Origin of the sequence: Salmonella sp. SA14318 (genome assembly GCF_029866905.1) — a bacterium.
Classification (GTDB): domain Bacteria; phylum Pseudomonadota; class Gammaproteobacteria; order Enterobacterales; family Enterobacteriaceae; genus Salmonella; species Salmonella enterica.
Genome location: NZ_CP123282.1, coordinates 3,350,720 through 3,377,027, shown reverse-complemented (window position 1 = coordinate 3,377,027; position 26,308 = coordinate 3,350,720). Strand labels below are relative to the sequence as shown.

The window sequence follows — 26,308 nt, the reverse complement described above, 5'->3', positions numbered from 1 at the left end:
GACCATGGTGCATATCGCCAGGCCGGATAAGGCGCGTGCGCCGCCATCCAGCAAAACAATCACCTTAACCCGGTTTTTTGCTTCATCGCCGCCATCACCGCCGCTTTATTCGACAGATAATGATTCAGGCCGTTAGCGCGCAGATTACAGGCTGCGCAATGACCACAGCCATCGCCTTTAATGCCGTTATAGCAGGTCAGCGTCTCTTCGCGAACTAAATCCAGTTGGCCCCAATAATCGGCCAGCGCCCAGGTTTCAGCTTTATCAATCCACATTAAGGGTGTTTCGAAACGGATATCTTTCGCCATGCCCAGATTCACCGCGTGATTCAGCGCTTTGACGAACTCATCGCGACAGTCTGGATAGCCGGAAAAATCGGTCTCGCAAACGCCGGTGATCACCGCTTCGGCTTTGACCTGATAAGCGTAAATCGCCGCCAGCGTCAGAAAGAGAATATTGCGTCCCGGTACGAAAGTATTGGGGATACCGTCAGCGTTCGGTTCATAGTCCGGCACCGGAATGCTATCCCGCGTCAGGCTGCTGACCGCCAGTTCGTTCAGCAAAGTGACATCCAGCACTTTATGCGCGCGTGCGCCAAGTTTTAACGCCAGTGCGCGCGCGACATCAATCTCTGCGCGGTGGCGCTGACCATAATCAAACGTGACACAATGCACTTCATCATACTGATGCCGCGCTTGCGCCAGACAAGTGGTGGAGTCCTGACCTCCACTAAATACAACAACGGCGCGTTTCATAGTTATCCTGATCAATGACGAAAGCCAATATGGTAACGCGTACGGATAATCCCGACCAGCTTCTTCACGGCGAAGGCGGAGGAAGCCAGGCTTCGCTAAATTCAAACCAGCCGCGAGGGGTGAGTCGAACGCCGTTAACGCCCGGTGGGGCGCTGATGCGATAGTGATAATTAAATAGTGGCGTAAGTGTGGCGTCATCCATCAGGTTGGCAAAAACTTGTTGTAGCGCGGCGCGGCGATCTTTTTCATTGGGCTGAATTTGCAGAGCGTCAAGCGTAGCCTGCAGATGGGAAAACGCAGGCGCGTCAAGGACATGTGGCCAGATCTGATCGCAACGTAGCCACTGCTCCAGCGTATATTCCGGCGCTTCGCCGATCAGCCTGTCGCCCATCATCAGATCCGCTTGCGCCAACGCAGGGCAGTTATCCCAGTTTTTGGCATTATGAAAAATCAACGTTAACTCACAGCCGAGCGTCGCCAGGTAATGTCGAAGCTGTTCCGCCATCGTATGCAGCTCTACGGGAAGGTGATACGCCAGGGTAAGTTTTTTCGGCAATGGCGTTTCATCAACGTCCTGCCATTGCGGGATTGTCCAGCCGGGTAGCAGCCCCTGACTTGGCATAATCAAGTTCTCATCTACCGGCAAGGTTTTCAGCAGCGAAGTATGATGGATAATATGTATCAGACGCCGCGCCTGCTGTACGTTGAGCCGTGAGCCCTTTTTGAGGGTTAAATAACAAAAGCCCAGGCTGATACCACTACTTACCTGACTCAGCGTCGCCAGCTCTTCCGGTTTGCCGATGGCAATCTGCACCGGATGGCGGCAACTGGTGCCCAGATCCTGGGCAAACAGTTGCGGGGTGATCCAGAATTCAATCGCTTTCAGCAGCGGATGGCTGAGGTGATAATGGTCATGACTTTCCAGACGCACCAGTTCCGGCGTGAACAACGCCAGGCGAAAAGGACCGGTGCCGATAAGCGGCAGGTCAGGATGCGCCAGACCGCTACAATAGCTCGCCAGACGATGCGCCAGCCAGTAATCAGGTCGGTGAAGGAGAAAGGTCAGGCACTGAGGATGCGTTACTTCGATCCGTGCGACGCTAATAAACAATTTGCTTAGCGCGGGTAGGGTAAGCAGCCTTTCCAGGCGTTCGTGTAGCTGCGCGGTATCCACCGCATCGCCATTATGCCAGTGCAGCGTGGAGCGAATATAAAAATCCCAGCGTAAACCGTCGGCGGAAACCTTCCAGTGATGCGCCAAATCCCCGCAAGGATATTGACTGTCGCGGTCGAAGCGCGTTAACCCGGAAAAAACTTGCCCTGCGAGATGCTGTTCCGCGCGGCCTGGCAGGAAACCCGGCTGCAGCGGATCAAGCGGACGATAGTAGGGAATACGCAATGTCGGCGTATCGTTTTGCCATTGGCCGCCCATAAAAGGCTGGAGCATCGCCCGTAACTCGCCCGGCGCCAGCTGCGCCAGTTCCAGTACGTTGAGCTGCTGCCCTTTTTCCAGCGCCTGTTCCATCATGGCGGTGCGGAGCGATTCCGGCGTGACCAGAAACTGGAGCCGTCCACGTTTCCCGCGCCCGGACTGCGCCTCCCATCTTAGCCAACCCGCCTGCTGGGCCTGACGCAGCAGCGTTCGCAGATGGCGCTCGCTACAAAAACAGCGTTCGGCCAGTTCGCTAACGGTGACATGTTGCGTTTCCCCGGCGGAAGGCTGCCAGAGGCGTTGATATTGATTAAGCCGATTCAGTAGCCTCATAGAAACCCGGAACACTTCCTTTTATCTGTTCACTATTACTTCCGTATATCTCAGGTAATACTGAACAACAAGTTAACCGCGTCACAGTGTGGAGAAAGAGATGGCCCGTCTGGCAGCATTTGATATGGATGGCACGTTATTAATGCCCGATCACCATTTGGGTAGAGAAACGATCGCCACGCTGGCGCGTCTGCGCGAACGCGATATCACCCTGACATTCGCTACGGGTCGTCACGTGCTGGAAATGCGGCATATTCTGGGGACGCTTTCACTGGATGCTTATCTTATTACCGGTAACGGGACGCGAATTCACTCGCTGGAAGGCGACGTGCTGCATCGTCAGGATCTCGATCCTCAGGTTGCCGATACGGTGATGCATCATGCCTGGGATACCCGAGCCAGTATGCATGTGTTTAATGACAACGGCTGGTTTACAGGCCAGGAGATCCCCGCGCTACTCCAGGCGCACGTCTACAGCGGCTTTCGTTATCAGGTTATCGATATAAAAAGTATTCCGGCCCATCAGGTGACGAAGATCTGTTTTTGCGGCGATCATGACGATCTGATCCGTTTGCGCATTCAGCTCAATGAGGCGCTGGAAGAACGCGCGCACCTCTGTTTCTCTGCCGTCGACTGCCTGGAAGTGCTACCGCTGGGGTGCAATAAAGGATCGGCGCTGGCGGTATTGAGCAACCATTTAGGGCTTTCACTGGCAGATTGCATGGCGTTTGGCGACGCGATGAACGATCGGGAAATGCTGGGCAGCGTCGGGCGGGGGCTCATTATGGGCAATGCCATGCCGCAGCTTATCGCCGCGCTGCCACACCTTTCGGTTATCGGACATTGTGGTAATCAAGCGGTATCACACTTTTTGACGCATTGGCTGGACAATCCGCATCTACCTTATTCCCCCGAATGAGAGATCTCTTCCAGCAAGCCAGACATTCAGTCTGGCTTTTTTTTGTTTCTAGTCGCCGGTAAGTAATTTTTCGATGGCCGCTGACCACGGCGTCAAATCGCCGATATGGTCGCTAACCCAGGACGGATGGTAATAGGTATCCAGATAGCGATCGCCGCTATCGCACAATAACGTCACGATAGCGCCGGTTTCTCCAGCCTCGCGCATCCGGGCCGCAAGCTGCAGCGCTCCCCACATATTCGTGCCGGTAGAGGCGCCGACTTTACGGCCTAGCTGCGTTTCCAGCCAGTGTGCGGTGGCAACGCTGGCGGCGTCCGGCACGCGCAGCATCTCATCCACGACATCCGGAATAAAAGAAGGCTCTACTCGCGGACGACCAATTCCTTCAATCTTACTGCCCACCGGGCTGCGTAATGAAGCGTCGCGATCCTGCCAGTAAGGTAAAAAGACGGAATTTTCCGGATCCACCACCATGAGCTGAGTATCATAGCCCTGGCAGCGAATATAGCGCCCAATCGTCGCAGAGGTTCCGCCCGTTCCGGCGCTCATGACGATAAATCGCGGTACCGGATGGGGTTCGTTGCGCATCTGGCGGAAAATACTGTCGGCAATATTATTGTTGCCCCGCCAGTCGGTAGCTCGTTCTGCGTAGGTAAACTGGTCCATATAGTGACCGTTCAGTTCATGCGCCAGCCGCTCGGAGGCGGCATAAATTTCGCAGGCGCTCTCCACAAAATGACAGTGGCCGCCGTAAAATTGAATCTGTTCGATTTTACGTTTTGCGGTACAGGCGGGCATGACGGCGATGAACGGTAGTCCCAGTAAACGCGCGAACCAGGCTTCGGAAATCGCCGTTGAGCCTGATGACGCTTCAATAATCGGAGTGCCTTCTTTAATCCAGCCATTGCACAGCCCATAAAGGAACAGCGAGCGCGCCAGACGATGCTTGAGGCTACCGGTGGGATGCGTGCTTTCGTCTTTCAGGTAAAGCTGGATACCTGGAAATGCCGACAGGGGCAAACGAATAAGATGCGTATCCGCCGAGCGCTGGTGGTCAGCGTTAATTTCATTAATGGCATTTTTAACCCAATTGCTACTCATCATTAATATCCATTTATCATTTTGTGCCAAGAGTAGCGAAAAGTACGGAAAAAATTGTTGCTATTTGACCTTTAAATTACAATGTAAGGAGAAAAATATTCTCTATGGAGTGGGTATGTTAGATAAAATTGACCGTAAACTGCTTTGCTTATTGCAGCAGGACTGTACCCTCTCTTTGCAGGCGCTGGCGGATGCCGTTAATCTGACGACAACGCCTTGCTGGAAGCGGCTTAAACGCCTGGAAGATGACGGTATCCTGCTTGGCAGGGTCGCGCTGCTGGACCCGGAAAAACTGGGGCTGGGATTAACCGCTTTTGTGTTGATAAAAACGCAGCACCACAGCAGTGAATGGTACTGTCGGTTCGTGACCGTCGTCTCTGAGATGCCGGAAGTGCTTGGCTTCTGGCGGATGGCGGGGGAATACGACTATCTGATGCGAGTTCAGGTGGCCGACATGAAGCGGTATGACGACTTCTATAAACGTCTGGTCAATAGCGTCCCAGGACTGTCAGACGTCACCTCCAGTTTTGCGATGGAACAGATTAAGTACACCACCTCTCTGCCCATTGAATAATTCTCCCGGTATTGCCGGAAATCATATCAGGAAATAACGCGTGCGATTATTTGCTCAATTAAGCTGGTACTTTCGCCGGGAATGGCGTCGCTATCTTGGCGCAGTGGCCCTGCTTATGCTTATTGCGATGCTTCAGCTGATCCCGCCCAAAGTGGTGGGGATTGTCGTGGATGGCGTAACCGCACAGCATTTTACTCCAGGCCGAATAGCGATGTGGATTGGCACCATTGCCCTGATCGCCGTAGTGGTCTATTTGTTGCGCTATGTCTGGCGCGTGCTGCTATTTGGCGCTTCTTATCAATTAGCCGTCGAACTGCGTGAAGATTATTATCGCCAGCTGAGTCGTCAGCATCCTGAATTTTATCAGCGCCATCGGACGGGCGATCTTATCGCGCGCGCGACGAATGATGTGGATCGCGTCGTATTTGCGGCGGGCGAGGGCGTTCTGACGCTGGTTGACTCGCTGGTAATGGGCTGCGCGGTACTGATTGTCATGTCGACGCAAATTAGCTGGCAGCTAACGCTATTAGCGCTGTTGCCGATGCCGATTATGGCGCTGATGATCAAACGTTACGGCGATCGGCTGCATGATTATTTCAAACTGGCGCAGGCCGCCTTCTCCAGCCTGAACGACCGCACGCAGGAGAGTCTGACCAGCATCCGCATGATCAAAGCGTTTGGTCTGGAGGACCGCCAGTCTTCGCTGTTTGCGGCGGATGCCGAAGATACCGGCAAGAAAAATATGCGCGTGGCGCGTATTGACGCGCGTTTTGATCCAACCATTTACATCGCCATTGGCATGGCGAACCTGCTTGCGATTAGCGGCGGAAGCTGGATGGTGGTTAACGGCAGCCTGACGCTGGGCGAACTCACCAGCTTTATGATGTATCTGGGGTTGATGATTTGGCCGATGCTGGCGCTGGCCTGGATGTTTAATATCGTGGAGCGGGGGAGCGCCGCTTACAGCCGCATCCGCGCCATGCTGGCGGAAGCGCCGGTAGTTAAGGATGGCGAAGAGCCGGTCCCGGCGGGGCGCGGCGAACTGACGGCGGCCATTCGTGAGTTTTGCTATCCGCAAACGACGCATCCGGCGCTGGAGAATGTGAACTTTCGTCTTAAACCGGGTCAGATGCTGGGGATATGCGGTCCGACCGGCGCGGGGAAAAGCACAATATTGTCGCTTATCCAGCGCCATTTTGATGTGACGCAGGGAGAGATCCGATTCCATGACATGCCGTTGACGCATCTGCAACTGGATAGCTGGCGTAGCCGACTGGCGGTCGTCAGCCAGACGCCGTTTTTGTTCTCGGACTCTATTGCCAATAATATTGCGCTCGGACGCCCGGAGGCGACTCAGGAGGAGATTGAACAGGTGGCGCGTTTAGCCAGCGTACATGAGGATATTCTCCGCTTGCCTCAGGGCTACGACACGCAGGTAGGTGAACGTGGCGTCATGTTATCGGGAGGGCAAAAACAGCGTATCTCGATTGCCAGAGCGCTACTGTTAAATGCGGAAATTCTGCTTCTCGATGATGCGCTTTCTGCAGTAGATGGCCGCACGGAGCATCAGATTTTGCATAATTTGCGCCAGTGGGGCGAAGGGCGTACGGTCATCATCAGCGCGCATCGTTTATCCGCGCTGACCGACGCCAATGAAATTATCGTTATGCAACATGGTCATGTTGTTCAGCGCGGCGATCACGATCAACTGGCGCAGCAGATTGGCTGGTATCGCGATATGTATCGCTATCAGCAACTGGAGGCCGCTCTGGATGACGCGCCGGAACGCGGCGAGGAGGCGGTGAATGCGTAGTTTTGGACAGCTATGGCCGACGCTGAAACGGTTGCTGGCGTATGGCTCGCCATGGCGAAAACCGCTCTCTGTCGCGGTGATAATGCTGTGGATTGCGGCGGCGGCGGAGGTTAGCGGTCCGCTGCTGATCAGCTATTTCATTGATAACATGGTGGCCCGCCACCATTTACCGTTGGGCAAGGTGGCGGGGCTGGCGGCCGCCTATGTGGGGCTACAGTTTCTGGCGGCGGGTCTGCATTACGCCCAGTCTTTATTATTTAACCGGGCGGCCGTTGGTGTGGTTCAGTCCTTGCGCACGGACGTCATGGATGCCGCCTTGCGCCAGCCGCTAAGCGCCTTCGACACGCAGCCTGTCGGACAATTAATTTCACGTGTGACCAACGATACGGAAGTCATCCGCGATCTGTACGTCACGGTCGTCGCAACGGTATTACGTAGCGCGGCGTTGATCGGCGCCATGCTGGTCGCTATGTTCAGCCTTGACTGGCGGATGGCGCTGGTGGCGATTTTGATTTTTCCGGCGGTATTGACCGTGATGGTCATTTATCAGCGCTACAGCACGCCGATTGTACGCCGCGTGCGGGCATACCTGGCGGATATTAACGACGGCTTTAACGAAATCATCAACGGGATGAGCGTAATCCAGCAGTTTCGCCAGCAGGCGCGCTTCGGCGAACGCATGGGCGAGGCCAGCCGCTCGCACTACATGGCGCGGATGCAGACACTACGCTTAGACGGCTTTTTATTGCGTCCGCTGCTTAGCCTCTTTTCTGCGCTCATTTTGTGCGGTCTGTTGATGCTTTTCAGCTTTACGTCTGCCGGCACGATTGAGGTCGGGGTGCTGTATGCGTTCATTAGCTATTTGTCACGTCTGAACGAGCCGCTCATTGAACTGACCACCCAGCAATCCATGCTACAGCAGGCGGTTGTGGCGGGAGAGCGTGTTTTTGAACTGATGGATCGCCCGCGCCAGCGCTATGGCAGCGACGACAGGCCGTTACAAAGCGGGGCGATTGATATTGATCATCTGTCGTTTGCTTACCGCGACGATAATCTTGTTTTACAGGACATTACGCTATCAGTACCGTCCCGTAGCTTTGTGGCGCTGGTGGGGCACACCGGCAGCGGGAAGAGCACGCTCGCCAGCTTATTAATGGGGTATTACCCCCTGACACAAGGCGAAATTCGGCTGGATGGGCGAGAGATCTCCTCTCTTAATCATCGCGTTTTACGCCAGGGCGTGGCGATGGTTCAACAGGACCCGGTAGTGATGGCGGATACCTTTCTGGCTAATGTGACGCTGGGGCGCGATGTCTCCGAGGCGCAGGTGTGGCAGGCGCTGGAAACGGTACAACTGGCAGACCTGGCGCGCGGCCTGAGCGACGGGCTGCATACGCATCTCGGCGAGCAGGGAAATACGTTGTCCGTTGGGCAAAAACAGCTATTGGCGCTGGCGCGCGTGCTGGTTGACGCCCCGCAAATATTAATTCTTGATGAGGCGACGGCTAGCATCGATTCCGGCACTGAGCAGGCGATACAGCAGGCGCTGGCGGCGATTCGCGAGCGCACCACGCTGGTGGTTATTGCCCATCGGCTATCGACAATCGTGGAGGCGGATACCATTCTGGTTCTCCATCGCGGCCAGGCGGTGGAGCGCGGGACGCATCAACAATTGCTGGCGGCGCAAGGGCGCTACTGGCAAATGTATCAATTACAGTTAGTTGGCGAGGAGTTAGCCGCCAGCGTACACGAAGAACCCGGCCCTGCGGCATAAGGTTTGGCACCACAGGGCAAAGCCTCGCCCATCATGCACCGTCGTGGTGCGTTTTTCTTTCCCTGCTTCGATTTTGGGGCGCGTCAATATAAAGACGCGCCGCTAACTGCGCTTTTCCTCGCTCGCCAGCTTCTGGCACATCCTTTGCAATATCCATTCTGAAGAGTCCATGCGCGGCGGCAGCCGTTACCTAATTCTGACTGGAGGGTTCTATGAAGCTGGTTACCGTGATTATCAAACCGTTCAAGCTGGAGGACGTGCGGGAGGCGCTTTCTTCCATTGGCATTCAGGGACTGACCGTCACCGAAGTGAAAGGGTTTGGCCGTCAGAAAGGACACGCCGAACTGTATCGCGGCGCGGAGTACAGCGTGAATTTCCTGCCGAAGGTCAAAATTGATGTGGCTATCGCCGACGACCAACTGGAAGAGGTGATCGATATCATCAGTAAAGCGGCTTACACCGGAAAAATTGGCGACGGCAAAATTTTCGTCGCGGAGCTCATGCGCGTTATTCGGATTCGTACCGGCGAAGCTGACGAAGCAGCGCTGTAAGACCCGCCACACAGCAACAGGAAATGAAAAAATGAAGATAGCGATGATAAAAACCACACTGGCTTCACTGGCGCTGCTGCCTGGGCTAACGATAGCCGCGCCGGCGGTTGCCGATAAAGCGGATAGTGCTTTTATGATGATTTGCACCGCGCTGGTGCTGTTCATGACGATACCGGGTATCGCGCTGTTTTACGGCGGATTAATTCGCGCCAAGAACGTGCTGTCAATGTTAACGCAAGTGACCGTCACCTTTGCGCTGGTCTGTATTTTATGGGTGGTGTACGGCTATTCGCTGGCTTTTGGCGAAGGGAATCATTTCTTCGGTAATGCCGATGGGGCGATGTTGAAGAATATCGCGTTGACGGCGGTAGCGGGTACGATTTATCAGTATATTCATGTCGCGTTTCAGGGATCTTTCGCCTGTATTACCGTCGGGCTGATTGTCGGCGCGCTGGCGGAGCGTATTCGTTTTTCGGCGGTGCTGATTTTTGTCGTGGTGTGGTTCACGCTCTCTTATATCCCGATTGCGCACATGGTGTGGGGCGGCGGCCTGCTGGCTGCTCACGGCGCGCTGGATTTTGCCGGTGGTACGGTGGTGCATATTAACGCCGCTATCGCCGGGCTGGTGGGGGCTTATTTAATTGGCAAACGCGTCGGCTTTGGGAAAGAAGCATTTAAACCCCATAACCTGCCGATGGTCTTTACCGGTACTGCGATTCTGTATATCGGCTGGTTTGGATTTAACGCGGGTTCTGCGGGTAGCGCAAACGAGATAGCAGCGCTGGCCTTTGTGAACACCGTGGTGGCGACCGCCGCCGCGATTCTGGGGTGGATTATCGGCGAGTGGACGCTACGCGGTAAGCCTTCCCTGCTGGGAGCCTGTTCCGGCGCGATTGCCGGTCTGGTCGGCGTGACGCCAGCCTGTGGCTATGTTGGCGTTGGCGGCGCGCTGGTTATCGGCGTTATTGCGGGTCTGGCGGGATTGTGGGGAGTCACCATGCTTAAACGTCTGCTACGGGTAGATGATCCGTGCGACGTATTTGGCGTTCACGGCGTTTGCGGAATAGTCGGCTGTATCCTGACCGGCGTTTTTGCCGCCAGTTCGCTGGGCGGCGTTGGCTTTGTCGACGGCGTTACGATGGGACATCAGGTGATGGTACAGCTGGAAAGTATTGCTATTACGGTCGTCTGGTCCGGCGTTGTCGCGTTTGTTGGTTACAAACTGGCGGATATCCTTGTTGGACTGCGTGTACCGGAAGAGCAGGAGCGCGAGGGGCTGGATGTGAACAGTCACGGCGAGAATGCGTATAACGCGTGATTGCGCAACATGCCTGATGGCGCTGCGCTGACCCAGTCTACCGTAGGCCGGATAAGCGCAGCGTCATCAGGCCATTAACGCCGCATAGCGGCATGTTTTTTAATTGTGATTACGCATTACCCCTTCCTGCACGGTTGAAGCGACCAGCGCGCCATCCTGAGTATAAAACTCGCCGCGAACAAAGCCCCGGGCGCTGGAGGCGGAAGTGCTCTCCACGCTATAAAGTAGCCATTCATTAAAATTGAACGGACGATGGAACCACATAGAGTGATCGATAGTGGCGATCTGAATGCCCTTTTCCAGAAAACCGATGCCGTGAGGCTGAAGCGCGACGGGAAGGAAATTCAGATCCGAGGCATATCCCAGTAAATATTGATGGACGCGAATGTCATCCGGAACGGTGCCGTTGGCGCGAATCCATACCTGACGCACAGGCGCGGCGACGTGACCTTTCAACGGATTGTGAAATTCGACGGGACGAATTTCCAGCGGGCGATCGCAGAGAAACTTTTCTTTCAGAATCGGCGGCAGTAAATGCGCCAGCGATTGCGCGATTTCCGTTTCTGACGGTAGTCCTTCCGGCCCGACTGCCGTCGGCATGGTTTTTTGATGTTCAAAACCCGGTTCCGGCGCCTGGAATGAGGCGGTCATATAAAAGATGGGTTTCCCGTTCTGAATAGCGGCAACGCGGCGGGCGCTGAAGCTGTTCCCATCGCGCAGTACTTCTACGTCATAGATAATGGGTTTTTGGCTGTCGCCTGGCCGCAGAAAATAACTGTGGAATGAATGCACCAGTCGCGCTTCCGGCACCGTTTCTTTGGCGGCATAGAGCGCCTGGCCCACCACCTGACCGCCAAATACCTGGCGCAGCCCTAAGTCTTCACTTTGGCCCCGAAAGAGTCCTTCTTCAATTTTTTCCAGATTCAATAGTGTCAGCAAATTATTCAGTGTCTGACTCATACATACTCTCCAGGTAACAACGATGCCGAAGCGAGGTAGGGCAGAGTATAACGCAATTTTGCAAGTGGTCCGATGGGTACAAAAGTCTGAATAACAGACCAATTCCAGGCAAAAATGAGTGACATGTGCCACACTTAATCACGTTATGTTTCTGTTAACCACTCTTCCGGCGGGGGGAAAGGCCTGCTGGTGCATTGATGATAAGGAGAATTGAATGAAACTCGTGCACATCGTAAGTGGTTTAGCGGTTGCGATATCTCTGGCGGCCTGCGCTGATAAAAGCGCTGATATCCAGACGCCTGCGCCAAACCCTAACATGTCGATTACAGCTAACCAGTCTACTATTCAGCAACCCAATGTTTCCGGTACCGTCTGGATCCGCCAGAAGGTCGCTCTGCCGCCAGATGCGGTGCTGACCGTGACGCTTTCAGATGCTTCGCTGGCTGATGCGCCGTCTAAGGTGCTGTCGCAAAAAGCGGTACGTACCGAAGGTAAACAGGCGCCTTTCAGTTTTGTGTTGCCGTTTAACCCATCAGATATTCAACCTAACGCGCGTATTCTCCTGAGCGCGGCCATCACCGTTGACAATAAGCTGGTATTTATTACCGATAGCGTGAAACCGGTGATTAACAATGGCGGCACTAAAGCGGATCTGACGCTGGTACCGGTACAGCAAACGGCGGTGCCTGTGCAGGCCAGCGGTGGTGCGACGACGACGGTTCCATCGACTTCGCCGACCCAGGTCAATCCGTCTTCTGCCGTTCCTGCGCCTACCCAGTATTAATCCTGCGCCAACCCTCTCCGTTACGGAGAGGGTTAATATACCCAGCGATAGCGTTGTAAATCGATTTGTCCGCTTCCCGACACCACCACGCCTTCCGTCAGTAATGCCTGACGTTGCCGCTGTAGATCCGGCCCGGTAAGTGATATTGCGCCGTGGCGGTTCACCACCCGATGCCATGGTAAAGTGCTGCCTTCCGGCAGACGTTTTAAAACTCCGCCTACCTGACGCGCCGCCCGAGGGGAACCGGCAAGCCGGGCGACATCACCGTAGGTCGTGACAAATCCTTCCGGGATCGAAGCGACGATTTGCCAGACGCGTTGAGGAAATGTGTCCTGAATATCCATAATAGAATCCTGCGTTAATGCTTCAGGATAATCTGGAATAAGGGGGGAGGAAAGCCCGGATGCGCAAGAAACCAGCATCCGATGCCTGATGGGTTGCAATTGCACGATATAGCAGTGATAATGCGCCTGCGCGTTGGTTCACAACGCTCTCAATGGGGGCTCTGTTGGTTCTCCCGCAACGCTACTCTGTTTACCAGGTCAGGTCCGGAAGGAAGCAGCCAAGGCAGATGACGCGTGTGCCGGGATGTAGCTGGCAGGGCCCCCACCCATTTGTGCCTCTCCACACTGTTCTTTTCTGCTATGCGACGTTATAGCCGCTGTTCCGCCCAAAGAATAAATGCCGTAGCGGGTAGGGGTTTACTGTATAACCAGCCCTGACCATAATGTACGCCATGCTGGCGTAGCCACTGTTCTTGCCTGGTCGTTTCGATGCCTTCTGCGACCATCTTAAGTTTGAGCGTTTTCGCCATTTCAATAATATGCGGCGTGACGTTTTTATATTCCAGCGCATCGACAAAAGATTTATCAATTTTAAGGACATCCACATCCAGATTTTGTAAGTAGCTAAGGCTGGAATAGCCGGTGCCAAAGTCATCAATATAAATGGAATGTCCCGCGTTACGGTATCTGGCGACAATGGGCGCGCTAGTTTTCGGATCGGCGAACTCGCGCTCCGTTAACTCAAGCGCGATTTGCGACGGAGAAATTTGGCTACGGTTCAGCAGCGTGCTTAACAGCGTCGGCAACGTTTCCGACGCCAGATCGGATGCCTCAAGATTGATTGAAATATGTTGTTCGGGATGGGACTTTAACCAACTCCCCATGTCTTCAAAAACGGTCTCGATGATTAGCCGGGTTAGCGGCTCCGTGAGCCCGGTTTGTTCAGCCAGCGCGATAAAAATTTCCGGCGAAAGGAAGGTGCCGTCCGCCTGTTGCCAGCGAGCTAAAGCTTCGGCACCGACAATTTTTCCGCTGCTCAGGGAGACAATAGGCTGATAGTGTACGTTAATTTCGCGATTGTCTATCGCATCCTGGAGACGGTGGCGGGGCGACTGTAGCCGACGCAAAATACGCAGAATAAAGGCCGCGGCCAGCAGACCCGTTACGATGCCCGCCGGTAGCCAGATAAACGCTTGTCGATACCAGCTCCTTTCCAGCGGAGCGGTCGGTGCCCAGCTTACGATAGTTATACCCATTTCCGGAAAGGGGTGGATAGCATACTGAATGCCTCGGTTTTCCAGCCGCAGGGGCGTCTCATGGTGAATGAGCGGAAGAATAGCGGGGTCAAGGTTACCGCTGCTGGCAACCACAGTATTGCGTTCCCGGCCAATAATAGCGACGTCAATCGGCCATGCGCCAAACGGAATCACATCGATAAAGGACGCCGGGTCGATCATCACGATATAGCTGTCGCTCCCGAGTGCCGCCATATAGCGTTTTATACCCAGATCGTTTTGCGCCGTAAACCAGGCGCGATAACCGTCGCGAGTGATTTTCATGGGCGGAGGGAACGCGGGAATATGGCTCTCTTTTTCAAGTGAGGAGCAAACGGGAATCGAATTTTTAAGATACAGAACTTCCTGGACATACCGAAAGCTATAAGACACGCGGCGCATGGCGAGTAAATGGGCGCTGCTGCAGGGCTCGCCTTTAAAGGAGGCAATATGCGTTAACGCGGCTTTTGCCTGGTCACTGACCCTTTCTGTACGTAGCGCCACCCGGGACGAGAAGATATCCAGCTCTTCGTTAAACCTTTTTTCAACTTGACGGTGCGCCAGCCACAGGCTCAATCCTATCGGGAAAAGGACAGACAGGATAAGCACTCCCGTTACCAGGCTGACCAGATGTCGTGTTGTCACAGTGATGTCCTTATAAACACAGCGTAGAGAAAGTATATCCGATCGTAAATCGCGCCCTTGAATGATAAAGCTATTTTATCGATTTTACAGATACAGGGGCCAGACTAACGCGTTACGCCACGTTGCTTTTGCCGCCAGGAAGAGATCGTGAATGTTTACCGGTTGAAAAAGGAGCGTTGATAGCGTATTTTATTGTTATGTTATAACATAATTGAGAGGGCGCAATGAAACCTGATATTCATCCTGTATACCGCACCGTCGTATTTCACGACACCAGCGCAAATGAATATGTGAAAGTGGGATCAACTATCAAAACTGAACGTGAAATCGAACTGGACGGCGTGACATATCCGTATGTCACTATTGATGTGTCATCAAAATCGCATCCTTTTTATACCGGTAGACAGAAAACGTTTGATAGCGAAAGTAGCGCCGCACGCTTCCAGAAACGTTTTGGTCATTTTATCGGCGCTAAACGGGGGTAAATGAAATGCAGGTGTTAAACTCACTTCGCAATGCAAAACAACGGCATCCGGATTGCCAGATAGTCAAACGCAAAGGACGCTTATACGTGATTTGTAAAACAAATCCGCGTTTTAAGGCGGTTCAGGGGCGTAAAAAAAGACGTTAAAAAACCAACGGTTCAGGGAAAGCAGTGCGTACCAGGGAGGGTGCGCACTTTTTTATTACCGGCTGGCTTCTGCGCGGGCCAGCGTAAAAATATCGTAGAAGGAAAGTTCGCCCTTACGGGCAACCATTTTTTGCAGCTGGACTTTATGTTCATTATCCACCTGTGGAGACTGAAGAATCGTCTCAATGAGCGTGGGGGGAACAAAGCGGGTGTTGTACCATTCGCCGTTGTAACAGACCCGGAGGTCCAGCACATCGATGTCGTTATAGTGATAACGCGGGGCGATGTCGAAAAAGAAGAAGCCATTAAATGCGATAAATAACACCACTAACAGCCACACTGACCCCACCAGCGTTTCTGATTGCAGCATGACCGCCAGCGTCGCAAACCAGGCTGCATACATCGCGATAAATAACCCAGGATGCTTGCGGATAAAACTGATACTAAAACGCGGCCTGTTATCGCGTTTTTCACGGACGTTTAAGTCATCAATAGTTTCGCTAAGCAGGCGCTGTATCTCTGTCATCTTTTGCCTTCATGATTTCTGCGACATAGGGGGTAGTAACAGCCCATTTTAAAGGGAGGTGTAACGTGAAAAAAGTAACAGATTAACCACGAATTAGCATAACAGTTATCATTTTGACTACAATTTTTTAATGATTCGCGCCGGATTTCCGCCTACCACGACGTCTGGCGGTACGTTTTTTGTCACCACAGCGCCTGAAGCGACGACGACGTTATCGCCGATGGTTACGCCAGGATTAACGACGGCTCGTCCGCCTATCCAGACGTTATTTCCGATAGTGACGGGTTTACCTAATTCTCTGCCGCTGTTGCGTTCGACGGCGTCCAGCGGGTGCGTGGCGGTATAGATATGTACCCCTGGCGCGAGCATACAATTATCGCCAATATGAATTGGGCAAACATCAAGCATGACGCAGTCGAAGTTAGCGTAAAAGGAGTGACCAAGAAAAATATTATAGCCGTAGTCGCAACGGAAGGAAGGTTCAATATAGGCGTCTTCGCATCGACCCAACAGGTCGCGTAAAATCGCCTGACGCTTATTTATTTCATCAGGCGTAGTATAATTGTATTGATGGATGAGTTGACGCGCCCGCAGTCGATCCTGGCATAAAGTTTCATCGGTCGGGCAATACAGTGCCCCAGCGATCATTTTTTGTTTTTCGTCACTCATCGCGCGCTCCCCTTGATGGATATTATCGCAATAGAAGCAATAATAGAGTATTAGAGGGAACGTTCCCTGCTATTGGTATGTGATCTATATCACTGTTCTATAATAGCCCGTTGTGTTATTAGCCAGAACGAGGAGGCAGATAACACCTGCGTGTTCTCTAAAAAGTAATGTAGCGTGATTAACGAATGAATTTCCATACTGAAGAGGGGATCTTGTCGTAGAGTTTGTTCATCGTCAATTCTGCAAGACGGTGATCCGCAGCTGAGTAAAATACAGCCAGCTCATTGTCGGACAATTCATATTTATTTTTCTCAATGACGCGCTCCAGAGTGTCAATTGTCTGACAGCGCCGTAAACGCATCAAATAATCAGTTTTAGTTAATGGTTTATCAGACATAAATTCTACCTATGATTGTAATAATTTTTAACAAGACAAACTAACAGGATTAGCCCTGGTGGCGTTGACGAAACAACGGAACAGGCGGTTGCCCGATTTACGCCATTTTTGCAAATCCTGCGTATTAATACCATAGCTGCTGAACAACATAAAGGTGTCGTCCAGGTATTCATCTATCTGCGCAATCAATTTATTGTCTTCATTGTACTTAATTTTATAATTAAGCGCGAAAGTTGCAATATGCTCTATCAGCTCATTGAGCTGCAGGTTGACTGCTGAGGTCGGGTCATTAACCCAGCCATGGTTGCTTTCTTCAAGGTTTGCAAGACAGTCATGATACAGGGTTTCGCAAAGAAATTTAAGCTGTGCTATATCATGTCTTTTGGGTGAGTATTCGTCCATAATGCATCCCCTTTTTAGTGGCTTAAACTAACCGAACACCTTCGGGATGGATACAACTAACTAACCTGGTACTTCCCACGTCACCTTATGATTTAACTATAATCTACTCTAAAAAACTTTTCATCGTCATATTACGAAAAATTACAATTGCGTGAAAGCCGCGTGTTGCCATACTTTTTCGAATTTTAACAGTGATCGTCGGTCGCCTAAAAAGGAACCAGTTTTATTGTTTGTGTAATCATTGGGTTAACATTTTTTAGCTTTTCAGGCTAAAACAATAGACTCTGACAGGAGAAAATAGCTAGGAATATTCTTAATATTTCTTAATTAATGGCTGAATTAAGAAATGGCCAACTTTCCTAAGAAAAGCCTTTAACGCAGTAAGGATTATACCTTTTATTAATATGGCAAAAAATAATCAATCTAACAATAAGCGTATTTTATGATTTTTGCGTAAAAAAGGCCGCTTGCGCGGCCTTATCAACAGTGAGCAAATCAGCGATGTTCTGTCGAATGACTATGCTCAATATCTTCGCTTTTACGGCTAAAGCGGCGGCGTACCACCACGAAGAAGACCGGTACGAAGAAAATAGCCAGTACGGTTGCCGTTACCATCCCGCCCAGTACGCCAGTACCTACCGCATTCTGTGCGCCGGAACCCGCGCCGGAACTGATAACCAGCGGCATAACCCCCAGCATGAACGCTAACGAGGTCATCAGAATCGGGCGCAAACGCATCCGGACGGCCTCCAGCGTCGCTTCTACCAGACCTTTCCCTTCTTTATCCATTAAGTCTTTGGCGAATTCGACGATAAGTATCGCGTTCTTCGCCGACAACCCAATGGTTGTGAGCAGGCCCACCTGGAAGTAAACGTCGTTAGTCAGTCCGCGGAAGGTCGCAGCCAGCAGCGCGCCGATAACCCCAAGCGGAACAACCAGCATTACGGAGAACGGGATAGACCAGCTCTCATACAATGCCGCCAGACACAGGAAGACGACGATCAGCGAGATAGCATACAGGGCAGGGGCCTGGTTGCCGGACAACCGTTCCTGGTAGGACATCCCGGTCCAGTCATACCCAATGCCTGACGGCAGCTTGCTGGCCAGTTCCTCCATCATCGCCATCGCTTCACCAGTACTCTTGCCTGGCGCCGCCTGACCCAGAATTTCCATCGAAGGCAGACCGTTATAGCGTTCCAGACGTGGCGAACCATATTCCCAGCGGGAAGAGGAGAATGCGGAGAACGGCACCATCTGACCATCGCTACCACGAACGTACCAGTCGTTAATATCATCCGGCAACATGCGGTATTTCGCTTCGGACATCACGTAAACTTTCTTCACACGACCGCGATCGATAAAGTCGTTTACATAGCTGCCGCCCCATGCTGCGCCCAGCGTGGTATTAATGTCGCTAATAGACACGCCCAGCGCCTGAGCTTTTTCCTGGTCGATATCGATTTTAAACTGCGGCGTATCTTCCAGACCGTTAGGTCGAACGCCGACCAGCAGATCAGGATATTTCGCCACCTCGCCGAACAACTGATTACGTGCCTGGGTGAGTTTTTCATGACCAAGTCCCGCCTGGTCAATCAACTCGAAGTCAAACCCGGTTGCGGTGCCCAGTTCAACAATCGCCGGCAGGTTAAAGGCGAAGACCATCGCATCTTTAATTTGTGAAAACGCTGCGGTTGCCCGCTGGGTAATCGCTTCAACCTTGTTTTTTTCGCCTGGACGATCGGCCCAGTCTTTCAACGACACGAATGCAATACCGGTATTCTGACCGCGCCCTGCAAAACCGAAGCCGTTGACGGCGAATACCGATTCAACGTTGGCTTTCTCTTTGTTCAGATAGTAATCCGTGACCTCATCCAGCACTTTTTGCGTGCGCTCTTGCGTCGCGCCGGCGGGGAGCTGGACCATTGTCAGGAATACGCCCTGGTCTTCATCCGGCAAGAAAGAGCTTGGCAGACGAACGAACAGATAAGCCATACCGACGACGATAATGAGATAGAGCAGCAGATAACGCCCGGTGCTGCGCAGAATATTGCCTACGCTATCGGTGTAGTGATGCGTGCTCTTATCAAACAGGCGGTTAAACCAGCCGAAAAAGCCTTTTTTCCCTTCGCCATGATCGCCTTTGGCGACGGGTTTGAGCATCGTCGCGCACAGCGCGGGCGTCAGGATCAGCGCGACCAGCACCGACAGCGCCATCGCCGATACGATGGTGATAGAGAACTGACGATAAATTGCCCCGGTTGAGCCGCCAAAGAAGGCCATCGGAATAAATACCGCCGACAGTACCATCGCGATACCCACCAATGCGCCCTGAATCTGGCCCATGGATTTGCGCGTCGCTTCCTTCGGCGGAAGGCCTTCTTCCGTCATAACACGTTCGACGTTCTCGACCACCACGATGGCGTCATCCACCAGCAAGCCGATGGCGAGCACCATCCCGAACATCGTCAGCGTGTTTATCGAGAAACCGAATGCCGCAAGCACGGCAAAGGTTCCCAACAACACCACCGGAACCGCAATAGTCGGAATCAACGTCGCGCGGAAGTTCTGCAGGAACAGGTACATCACCAGGAACACGAGGATAATCGCTTCGACCAGCGTTTTTACCACTTCATGAATAGAGATCTTCACGAACGGCGTGGTGTCATACGGGTAGACGATTTTCATCCCTGGCGGGAAGAACGGTTCCATTTTTTTCAGTTCGGCGCGAATAGCGGTAGCGGTATCCAGCGCGTTGGCGCCGGTAGCCAGTTTGATGCCAAGACCTGACGCTGGCTGACCGTTAAATTTCGCGATGACGTCGTAGTTTTCGCCGCCAAGCTCAATTTTCGCTACATCCCGCAGACGAACCTGAGAGCCATCCTGATTCACTTTCAGCAGGATTTTGCCAAACTCATCCGTTGAGGTCAGACGCGTTTGGGCAATAATCGATGCGTTAAGCTGCTGGCCTTTTACCGGCGGCGTACCACCGAGCTGACCTGCCGCGACCTGGGCGTTCTGCGCTTTGATCGCGTTAATCACGTCGACCGGCGTCAGTTGGTATTTGGTCAGCTCTGTCGGATTCATCCAGATACGCATCGCATACTGCGAACCAAACAGCTGGACGTCGCCCACCCCAGAGGTACGGCTGATCGGATCTTTCATATTGGCGGCAACGTAATCCGAAATATCCTCCTGGGTCATGGTGCCGTCGGTGTTAATGACGCCCACTACCATCAGGAAGCTACTTGAGGACTTCTCAACGCTCACGCCCTGTTGCTGTACTTCCTGGGGAAGTAACGGCATTGCCAGTTGCAACTTGTTCTGAACCTGAACCTGCGCGATATCCGCATCGGTGCCGGATTCAAAGGTCAGCGTGATCTGCACGGTCCCCGTGGAGTCACTGTTGGAGGACATATACATCAGGTTATCGATACCGTTCATATTCTGTTCGATAACCTGCGTGACGGTATCCTGTACCGTTTTCGCATCAGCGCCAGGGTAGGTTGCGGAGATCGTCACTGCTGGTGGCGCAATCGTCGGATATTGCGCTACCGGCAATTTGAGGATCGCGAGCCCCCCTGCCAACATGATGATGATGGCGATCACCCACGCAAATATAGGGCGATCGATAAAGAAATTAGGCATGTCTTAACGGCTCCTGTTTAAGTTAAGACCTGGGCTGAGCAGGTTGATCACCGCTTGCGGCTTGCTGTTTGTTATCCGCGGTAATTTCCTGCACTTTAACCTGTGCGCCAGGACGTACTTTTTGCAGCCCGCTGACGACTACGCGGTCGCCCGCTTTCAATCCGTCAGTCACCAGCCACTTATCGCCGATCGCCTGGCTTGCGACGATTTGGCGGGTTTCCACTTTGTTATCAGCGCCAACCACCAGCACCGTGGCATCGCCGCGTGGAGTACGGGTAACGCCCTGTTGTGGAACCAGTAATGCCGTCGGTTTTGTCCCTTCCTGCAGACGTGCGCGAACGAACATTCCTGGCAATAAGGTGTGATCCGGGTTAGGGAAGATGGCGCGCAAAGTAATAGACCCGGTGCTTTGGTCAACGGTCACGTCGGAGAATTCAAGCGTACCGGACTGCGGGAATTTGATACCGTCGCTGGTCACCAGATCGACCTTCGCTTTGCCGTTTTCCTGCTTCAGCGAACCATTTGCCAGCTCCTGCTTCAGGCGTAGGAAATCATTGCTGGACTGGGTCACATCGACATAAATAGGGTCCAGCTGCTGCACTGTCGCCAGCGCCGACGCCTGACCATTCTGTACCAGCGCGCCTTCCGTTACGGATGACTTACCAATACGACCGCTAATCGGTGAGGTGACTTTGGTATACGCCAGGTTGATACGTGCGGTTTCAACGGCGGCTTTTGCTGCGACAACGGCGGCAGTCGCTTGTTGTGCGTCAGCCAGCGCCTGATCGTATTCCTGCTTACTGATGTACTGCGTACCCAGCAGCTTTTGATAACGCTTCACCGTCAGTTCAGCGATATTCGCGGCGGCCTGCGCTTTTGCCAGATCGCCCTTAGCGCTGTCGTAAGTCGCCTGGTAGGTCGCAGGATCAATCTGATAGAGAGAGACTCCCGCTTCGATATCACTTCCCTCAACGAAATTACGCTTCAGGATAATGCCGCTTACCTGTGGGCGAACTTCGGCGATACGGTAAGCAACGGTACGACCCGGAAGTTCAGTTGTGATTTGCAGTGGTTCCGTTTTTAGTGTGACAACTCCAACTTCTGGCATCTGCTGGCCGCCTTGCTGGTCCTGTTTGTCGTCACATCCTGTTAGCGCTAAGCTGCCTGAGAGCATCAGAACGACCGCCAGAGGCGTTAACCCTCTGTTTTTGTTCATATGTAAACCTCGAGTGTCCGATTTCAAATTGGTCAATGGTCAAAGGTCCTTAAACCCATTGCTGCGTTTATATTATCGTCGTGCTATGGTACATACATCCATAAATGTATGTAAATCTAACGCCTGTAAATTCACCGACATATGGCACGAAAAACCAAACAACAAGCGCTGGAGACACGACAACACATCCTGGATGTGGCCCTGCGTTTGTTCTCGCAGCAAGGCGTATCGGCAACCTCGCTGGCGGAGATTGCGAACGCTGCGGGCGTGACGCGCGGCGCAATCTATTGGCATTTCAAAAATAAGTCGGATTTATTCAGTGAGATCTGGGAGCTATCAGAATCCAATATTGGTGAGCTTGAGATTGAGTATCAGGCAAAATTCCCCGACGATCCACTATCTGTATTAAGAGAAATTTTAGTTCATATTCTTGAAGCTACTGTAACAGAAGAACGACGCCGCTTATTGATGGAGATTATATTCCATAAATGTGAGTTTGTCGGAGAAATGGTTGTGGTTCAACAGGCGCAACGTAGCCTTTGTCTGGAAAGTTACGATCGGATTGAACAAACGTTAAAACATTGTATTAATGCTAAAATGCTGCCTGAAAATCTGCTGACTCGTCGTGCGGCGATACTGATGCGCAGCTTTATTTCAGGGCTCATGGAAAACTGGTTATTTGCTCCGCAATCGTTTGATTTAAAAAAAGAAGCTCGCGCCTACGTCACGATCCTGCTGGAGATGTATCAATTGTGTCCGACGCTGCGCGCGTCGACGGTCAACGGCTCCCCCTGATAATATTCCAGGAAAACTCCTGGACATTTTCTGTGTCGCTATTCTGTTTGTTACAGGCGTGATATTCTTGCGACTCAATTATTTCCGGTCTGCTTGCCGGTTCAGACACTTCATTCTCATGACTATGTTGCAGCTTTATAAACGTTCACAGCATTTTGTTTTTATTACAATTAGCGTCCTTATTATCCTGCTGTCCTGTCAGTCTCTGGCATTTGCCCGGGGGCAAACGAATGGCGACCTGCCGTCAAAAGCGGATGTGCAAAACCAGCTGGATACGCTGAATAAGCAAAAAGATCTCTCCGCCCAGGATAAGCTCGTCCAGCAGGACCTTATTGATACGTTAGCTACGCTGGATAAAATCGAGCGGGTAAAAGAGGAAACCGTACAGTTACGGCAGAAGGTGGCGCAGGCGCCTGAAAAAATGCGTCAGGCGACGGCTGCGTTGAATGCGCTGAGCGACGTCGATAATGATGATGAAATGCGAAAAACGCTGAGTGCGCTTTCGCTACGTCAGCTTGAGCTGCGCGTGGCGCAGGTACTGGATGATTTGCAAAATTCGCAAAACGATCTTGCCGCTTATAACAGCCAGCTTGTTTCGCTACAGACCCAGCCTGAGCGCGTGCAAAACGCCATGTATACCGCCTCACAGCAAATACAGCAAATCCGTAACCGTCTGGACGGCAATAACGTCGGCGAAGCCGCGCTTCGCCCCAGCCAACAGGTGTTATTACAGGCACAACAGGCGCTGCTTAATGCGCAGATCGACCAGCAACGTAAGAGTCTTGAAGGGAATACCGTTTTGCAGGACACCCTGCAAAAACAGCGGGATTACGTGACGGCCAACAGTAATCGCCTTGAACATCAGCTTCAACTTTTACAGGAGGCGGTCAACAGTAAACGACTTACGCTAACGGAAAAAACGGCCCAGGAGGCCATTTCGCCGGACGAAACGGCGCGTATCCAGGCGAACCCGCTGGTAAAACAGGAACTGGATATTAACCATCAACTCAGCCAGCGTCTGATTGTCGCGACCGAAAACGGCAATATGTTGATGCAGCAAAACATTAAAGTAAAAAACTGGCTCGATCGCGCGCTGCAGTCGGAAAGAAATATCAAAGAACAGATTGCCGTCTTAAAAGGCAGCCTGTTGCTGTCGCGTATTCTTTATCAACAGCAGCAAACTCTGCCCTCCGCCGACGAACTCGAAGATATGACCAGCCGCATTGCGGATTTGCGTCTGGAGCAGTTTGAAATCAACCAGCAGCGTGATGCCTTATTCCAAAGCGATGCCTTTGTCGACAAGCTGGAGGAGGGGCATACCAGCGAGGTGAATGATGAAGTTCATGATGCGTTGCTTCAGGTGGTGGAGATGCGCCGTGAGCTATTGGATCAGCTAAATAAACAGTTGGGTAACCAGCTGATGATGGCGATTAACCTGCAAGTTAACCAGCAGCAGTTGATGAGCGTATCGAAAAATCTGAAAGCCATTCTGACGCAGCAGATTTTTTGGGTGAACAGTAACCGCCCTATGGACTGGGACTGGCTTAAAGCGTTCCCCCAAACGTTAAAAGAGCAATTCAGCGCCATGAAAATCACGGTGAACTGGCAAAAAGCCTGGCCCGCGGTATTTATTGCTTTTTTGGCCGGGTTGCCGCTCTTGCTCATCGCCGGTTTAATCCGCTGGCGTCTGAAATGGTTAAAAGCGTATCAACAGAAGCTGGCCGCCGCCGTGGGATCGCTGCGTAACGATAGTCAGCTCAATACGCCAAAAGCTATTCTGATCGATCTGATCCGCGCGCTGCCGGTGTGCCTGATTATCCTCGCGCTTGGACTGATCCTGCTGACCATGCAGCTAAATATCAGCGATCTGCTCTGGGCCTTTAGTAAAAAGCTCGCAATGTTCTGGCTGGTCTTTGGGCTGTGCTGGAAGGTGCTGGAAAAAGAGGGCGTGGCGATACGCCATTTTGGTATGCCGGCGCAGTTGACCAGCCACTGGCGTCGCCAGATTGTACGCATTAGCCTCGCATTGCTGCCGCTGCACTTTTGGTCTGTGGTGGCGGAGTTGTCGCCGCTGAATCTGATGGATGACGTGCTGGGGCAGGCGGTTATTTTCCTCAATCTGCTGGTCATAACATTGCTGGTGTGGCCACTGTGCCGGGAAAGCTGGCGAGATAAAGAATCTCACGGCATTCGACTGGTGACCGTGACGATTCTTTCCATTATTCCGGTGGCGTTAATGGTATTAACGGCGACCGGCTATTTCTATACCACGCTGCGCCTGGCGGGGCGCTGGATTGAAACCGTCTATCTGGTCATTATCTGGAACCTGCTTTATCAAACGGTGCTGCGCGGGTTAAGCGTAGCGGCGCGCCGGATTGCCTGGCGACGCGCGCTGGCTCGTCGTCAGAACCTGGTAAAAGAGGGAGCGGAAGGCGCGGAGCCACAGGAAGAACCCACCATCGCGTTGGAGCAGATTAACCAGCAAACATTACGTATCACGATGCTGCTAATGCTTGCCCTGTTCGGCGTTATGTTCTGGGCGATTTGGTCCGATTTGATCACCGTATTCAGCTATCTTGATAGCATCACGCTGTGGCACTACAACGGCTCCGAAGCTGGCGCTGCGGTGGTGAAAAGCGTGACGATGGGCAGCTTGCTATTCGCCATTATTGCCGCGATGGTGGCCTGGGCGCTTATCCGCAACTTACCCGGCCTGTTGGAAGTGCTGGTGCTTTCACGTCTGAATATGCGCCAGGGGGCTTCGTATGCGATCACCACGATCCTTAACTACGTCATTATCGCTGTTGGCGCGATGACAGTATTCGGATCGCTCGGCGTCTCGTGGGATAAACTCCAGTGGCTGGCGGCGGCGTTGTCGGTGGGTCTCGGTTTTGGGCTACAGGAGATCTTCGGTAACTTTGTCTCGGGTTTAATCATCCTCTTCGAACGTCCGGTACGCATTGGCGATACGGTAACGATCGGCACCTATTCCGGCACGGTCAGTAAGATTCGTATTCGCGCCACCACTATTACCGATTTTGATCGTAAAGAAGTGATCATTCCGAACAAAGCGTTCGTAACGGAGCGGCTGATTAACTGGTCCCTCTCCGATACCACGACACGTCTGGTGATCCGGCTTGGCGTGGCTTATGGCTCGGATCTGGAGAAAGTGAAAAGAGTCTTGCTACAGGCGGCGATGGAGCATCCGAAGGTGATGCACGATCCGGAACCTGCCGTATTCTTCACCACCTTTGGCGCCAGCACTCTGGATCATGAACTGCGTCTGTACGTGCGTGAATTGCGCGATCGTAGCCATACGGTGGATGAACTGAACCGCGCGATCGATCGACTGTGCCGTGAAAATGATATCAATATCGCCTTTAACCAGCTTGAGGTGCATCTGCATAACGCGAAGGGCGACGAAGTCACTGAAGTGAAGCGCGATCTCAACGGCGGCGATCTGGCGCCTACGGCAAGCTAAAAGGCGGTGGGCTGCGCGCTTTATGAGTG

General features: G+C 52.6%; 23 protein-coding genes and 1 other RNA gene. 12 read left to right on the top strand and 12 right to left on the bottom strand.

The window, feature by feature from the left end:
• Window positions 1-59: 59 nt before the first annotated feature.
• Both queC and QEN32_RS16245 read right to left on the bottom strand, forming a co-directional pair.
• Window positions 60-755, bottom strand: coding sequence for a 7-cyano-7-deazaguanine synthase QueC (queC, locus tag QEN32_RS16250; protein WP_000817201.1), 696 nt, complete (start codon window positions 753-755; stop codon window positions 60-62).
• A 64-nt stretch (window positions 756-819) separates the two neighbouring features.
• A complete protein-coding gene (locus QEN32_RS16245) occupies window positions 820-2,520 on the bottom strand; it encodes an SgrR family transcriptional regulator (protein WP_001238174.1) in 1,701 nt (566 codons plus the stop codon).
• A 100-nt stretch (window positions 2,521-2,620) separates the two neighbouring features.
• Here QEN32_RS16245 and cof point away from each other — a divergent pair, with 100 nt between their 5' ends.
• Window positions 2,621-3,439 (top strand): HMP-PP phosphatase, encoded by an 819-nt coding sequence (cof, locus tag QEN32_RS16240; RefSeq protein WP_000113030.1) that lies wholly within the window; start codon window positions 2,621-2,623, stop codon window positions 3,437-3,439.
• A gap of 48 nt (window positions 3,440-3,487) precedes the next feature.
• Here cof and cdsH read toward each other — a convergent pair whose 3' ends face one another.
• On the bottom strand, window positions 3,488-4,543 hold the full coding sequence (cdsH, locus tag QEN32_RS16235; RefSeq protein WP_000987851.1) for a cysteine desulfhydrase: 1,056 nt from the start codon (window positions 4,541-4,543) through the stop codon (window positions 3,488-3,490).
• A 112-nt stretch (window positions 4,544-4,655) separates the two neighbouring features.
• Between cdsH and decR the strand changes: the two genes are divergently transcribed.
• The 5 genes from decR (at window position 4,656) to amtB (ending at window position 10,570) form a co-directional block, all read left to right on the top strand.
• On the top strand, window positions 4,656-5,114 hold the full coding sequence (decR, locus tag QEN32_RS16230) for a DNA-binding transcriptional regulator DecR (protein ID WP_000884593.1): 459 nt from the start codon (window positions 4,656-4,658) through the stop codon (window positions 5,112-5,114).
• Between the two features lie 40 nt (window positions 5,115-5,154).
• On the top strand, window positions 5,155-6,927 hold the full coding sequence (locus QEN32_RS16225; protein WP_001235560.1) for a SmdA family multidrug ABC transporter permease/ATP-binding protein: 1,773 nt from the start codon (window positions 5,155-5,157) through the stop codon (window positions 6,925-6,927).
• The gene (locus QEN32_RS16220; protein WP_079842566.1) at window positions 6,920-8,701 is read left to right on the top strand and encodes a SmdB family multidrug efflux ABC transporter permease/ATP-binding protein; all 1,782 of its coding nucleotides are present in this window, start codon (window positions 6,920-6,922) and stop codon (window positions 8,699-8,701) included. Before QEN32_RS16225 ends, QEN32_RS16220 begins: the two co-directional genes overlap by 8 nt.
• A 212-nt stretch (window positions 8,702-8,913) precedes the next feature.
• A complete protein-coding gene (glnK, locus tag QEN32_RS16215) occupies window positions 8,914-9,252 on the top strand; it encodes a P-II family nitrogen regulator (protein WP_000780341.1) in 339 nt (112 codons plus the stop codon).
• Window positions 9,253-9,283: 31 nt separating this feature from the next.
• Window positions 9,284-10,570, top strand: coding sequence for an ammonium transporter AmtB (gene amtB / locus QEN32_RS16210; RefSeq protein WP_023206794.1), 1,287 nt, complete (start codon window positions 9,284-9,286; stop codon window positions 10,568-10,570).
• A gap of 99 nt (window positions 10,571-10,669) precedes the next feature.
• Here the strand turns inward: amtB and tesB are convergent, their stop codons facing one another.
• Window positions 10,670-11,530, bottom strand: a complete 861-nt coding sequence (gene tesB, locus QEN32_RS16205) for an acyl-CoA thioesterase II (RefSeq protein WP_000084176.1) — start codon at window positions 11,528-11,530, stop codon at window positions 10,670-10,672.
• 214 nt (window positions 11,531-11,744) lie between these two features.
• Between tesB and QEN32_RS16200 the strand changes: the two genes are divergently transcribed.
• Window positions 11,745-12,314, top strand: a complete 570-nt coding sequence (locus QEN32_RS16200; protein WP_000779802.1) for a YbaY family lipoprotein — start codon at window positions 11,745-11,747, stop codon at window positions 12,312-12,314.
• A 32-nt stretch (window positions 12,315-12,346) separates the two neighbouring features.
• On the opposite strand, the gene QEN32_RS16195 is transcribed toward QEN32_RS16200, so the two are convergent.
• Window positions 12,347-12,736 carry an MGMT family protein gene (locus QEN32_RS16195; RefSeq protein ID WP_000961286.1) on the bottom strand — a complete coding sequence of 130 codons (390 nt, stop codon included), beginning with the start codon at window positions 12,734-12,736 and terminating at the stop codon, window positions 12,347-12,349.
• A gap of 84 nt (window positions 12,737-12,820) precedes the next feature.
• Here QEN32_RS16195 and ffs point away from each other — a divergent pair.
• An RNA gene (gene ffs / locus QEN32_RS16190) (signal recognition particle sRNA small type) lies at window positions 12,821-12,917 on the top strand.
• A 49-nt stretch (window positions 12,918-12,966) separates the two neighbouring features.
• On the opposite strand, the gene QEN32_RS16185 is transcribed toward ffs, so the two are convergent.
• A complete protein-coding gene (locus QEN32_RS16185; protein ID WP_000213145.1) occupies window positions 12,967-14,517 on the bottom strand; it encodes an EAL domain-containing protein in 1,551 nt (516 codons plus the stop codon).
• A gap of 224 nt (window positions 14,518-14,741) precedes the next feature.
• Here QEN32_RS16185 and QEN32_RS16180 point away from each other — a divergent pair, with 224 nt between their 5' ends.
• On the top strand, window positions 14,742-15,002 hold the full coding sequence (locus QEN32_RS16180; protein ID WP_000801415.1) for a type B 50S ribosomal protein L31: 261 nt from the start codon (window positions 14,742-14,744) through the stop codon (window positions 15,000-15,002).
• A gap of 5 nt (window positions 15,003-15,007) precedes the next feature.
• Window positions 15,008-15,148: a type B 50S ribosomal protein L36 gene (ykgO, locus tag QEN32_RS16175; RefSeq protein WP_001197749.1), complete on the top strand. Its 141-nt coding sequence runs from the start codon at window positions 15,008-15,010 to the stop codon at window positions 15,146-15,148.
• A 55-nt stretch (window positions 15,149-15,203) separates the two neighbouring features.
• Here the strand turns inward: ykgO and QEN32_RS16170 are convergent, their stop codons facing one another.
• The 6 genes from QEN32_RS16170 to acrA all read right to left on the bottom strand — a co-directional run bounded on the left by QEN32_RS16170 (window position 15,204) and on the right by acrA (window position 22,003).
• Window positions 15,204-15,674, bottom strand: a complete 471-nt coding sequence (locus tag QEN32_RS16170; RefSeq protein ID WP_000136183.1) for a YlaC family protein — start codon at window positions 15,672-15,674, stop codon at window positions 15,204-15,206.
• 117 nt (window positions 15,675-15,791) lie between these two features.
• Complete coding sequence (gene maa, locus QEN32_RS16165; RefSeq protein WP_001278793.1) at window positions 15,792-16,343, bottom strand: maltose O-acetyltransferase; 552 nt, start codon at window positions 16,341-16,343, stop codon at window positions 15,792-15,794.
• A 178-nt stretch (window positions 16,344-16,521) separates the two neighbouring features.
• On the bottom strand, window positions 16,522-16,740 hold the full coding sequence (locus QEN32_RS16160) for an HHA domain-containing protein (RefSeq protein WP_001280991.1): 219 nt from the start codon (window positions 16,738-16,740) through the stop codon (window positions 16,522-16,524).
• Between the two features lie 27 nt (window positions 16,741-16,767).
• Complete coding sequence (gene tomB / locus QEN32_RS16155) at window positions 16,768-17,142, bottom strand: Hha toxicity modulator TomB (RefSeq protein WP_000344807.1); 375 nt, start codon at window positions 17,140-17,142, stop codon at window positions 16,768-16,770.
• Window positions 17,143-17,637: 495 nt separating this feature from the next.
• Window positions 17,638-20,787 carry an efflux RND transporter permease AcrB gene (gene acrB, locus QEN32_RS16150; protein ID WP_001132508.1) on the bottom strand — a complete coding sequence of 1,050 codons (3,150 nt, stop codon included), beginning with the start codon at window positions 20,785-20,787 and terminating at the stop codon, window positions 17,638-17,640.
• Window positions 20,788-20,809: 22 nt separating this feature from the next.
• On the bottom strand, window positions 20,810-22,003 hold the full coding sequence (gene acrA / locus QEN32_RS16145; RefSeq protein WP_001039199.1) for a multidrug efflux RND transporter periplasmic adaptor subunit AcrA: 1,194 nt from the start codon (window positions 22,001-22,003) through the stop codon (window positions 20,810-20,812).
• Window positions 22,004-22,144: 141 nt separating this feature from the next.
• On the opposite strand from acrA, the gene acrR reads away from it, so the two are divergent.
• On the top strand, window positions 22,145-22,798 hold the full coding sequence (acrR, locus tag QEN32_RS16140) for a multidrug efflux transporter transcriptional repressor AcrR (RefSeq protein WP_000101755.1): 654 nt from the start codon (window positions 22,145-22,147) through the stop codon (window positions 22,796-22,798).
• A 118-nt stretch (window positions 22,799-22,916) separates the two neighbouring features.
• Window positions 22,917-26,279, top strand: coding sequence for a mechanosensitive channel MscK (gene mscK, locus QEN32_RS16135; protein WP_265321881.1), 3,363 nt, complete (start codon window positions 22,917-22,919; stop codon window positions 26,277-26,279).
• Window positions 26,280-26,308: the final 29 nt, after the last annotated feature.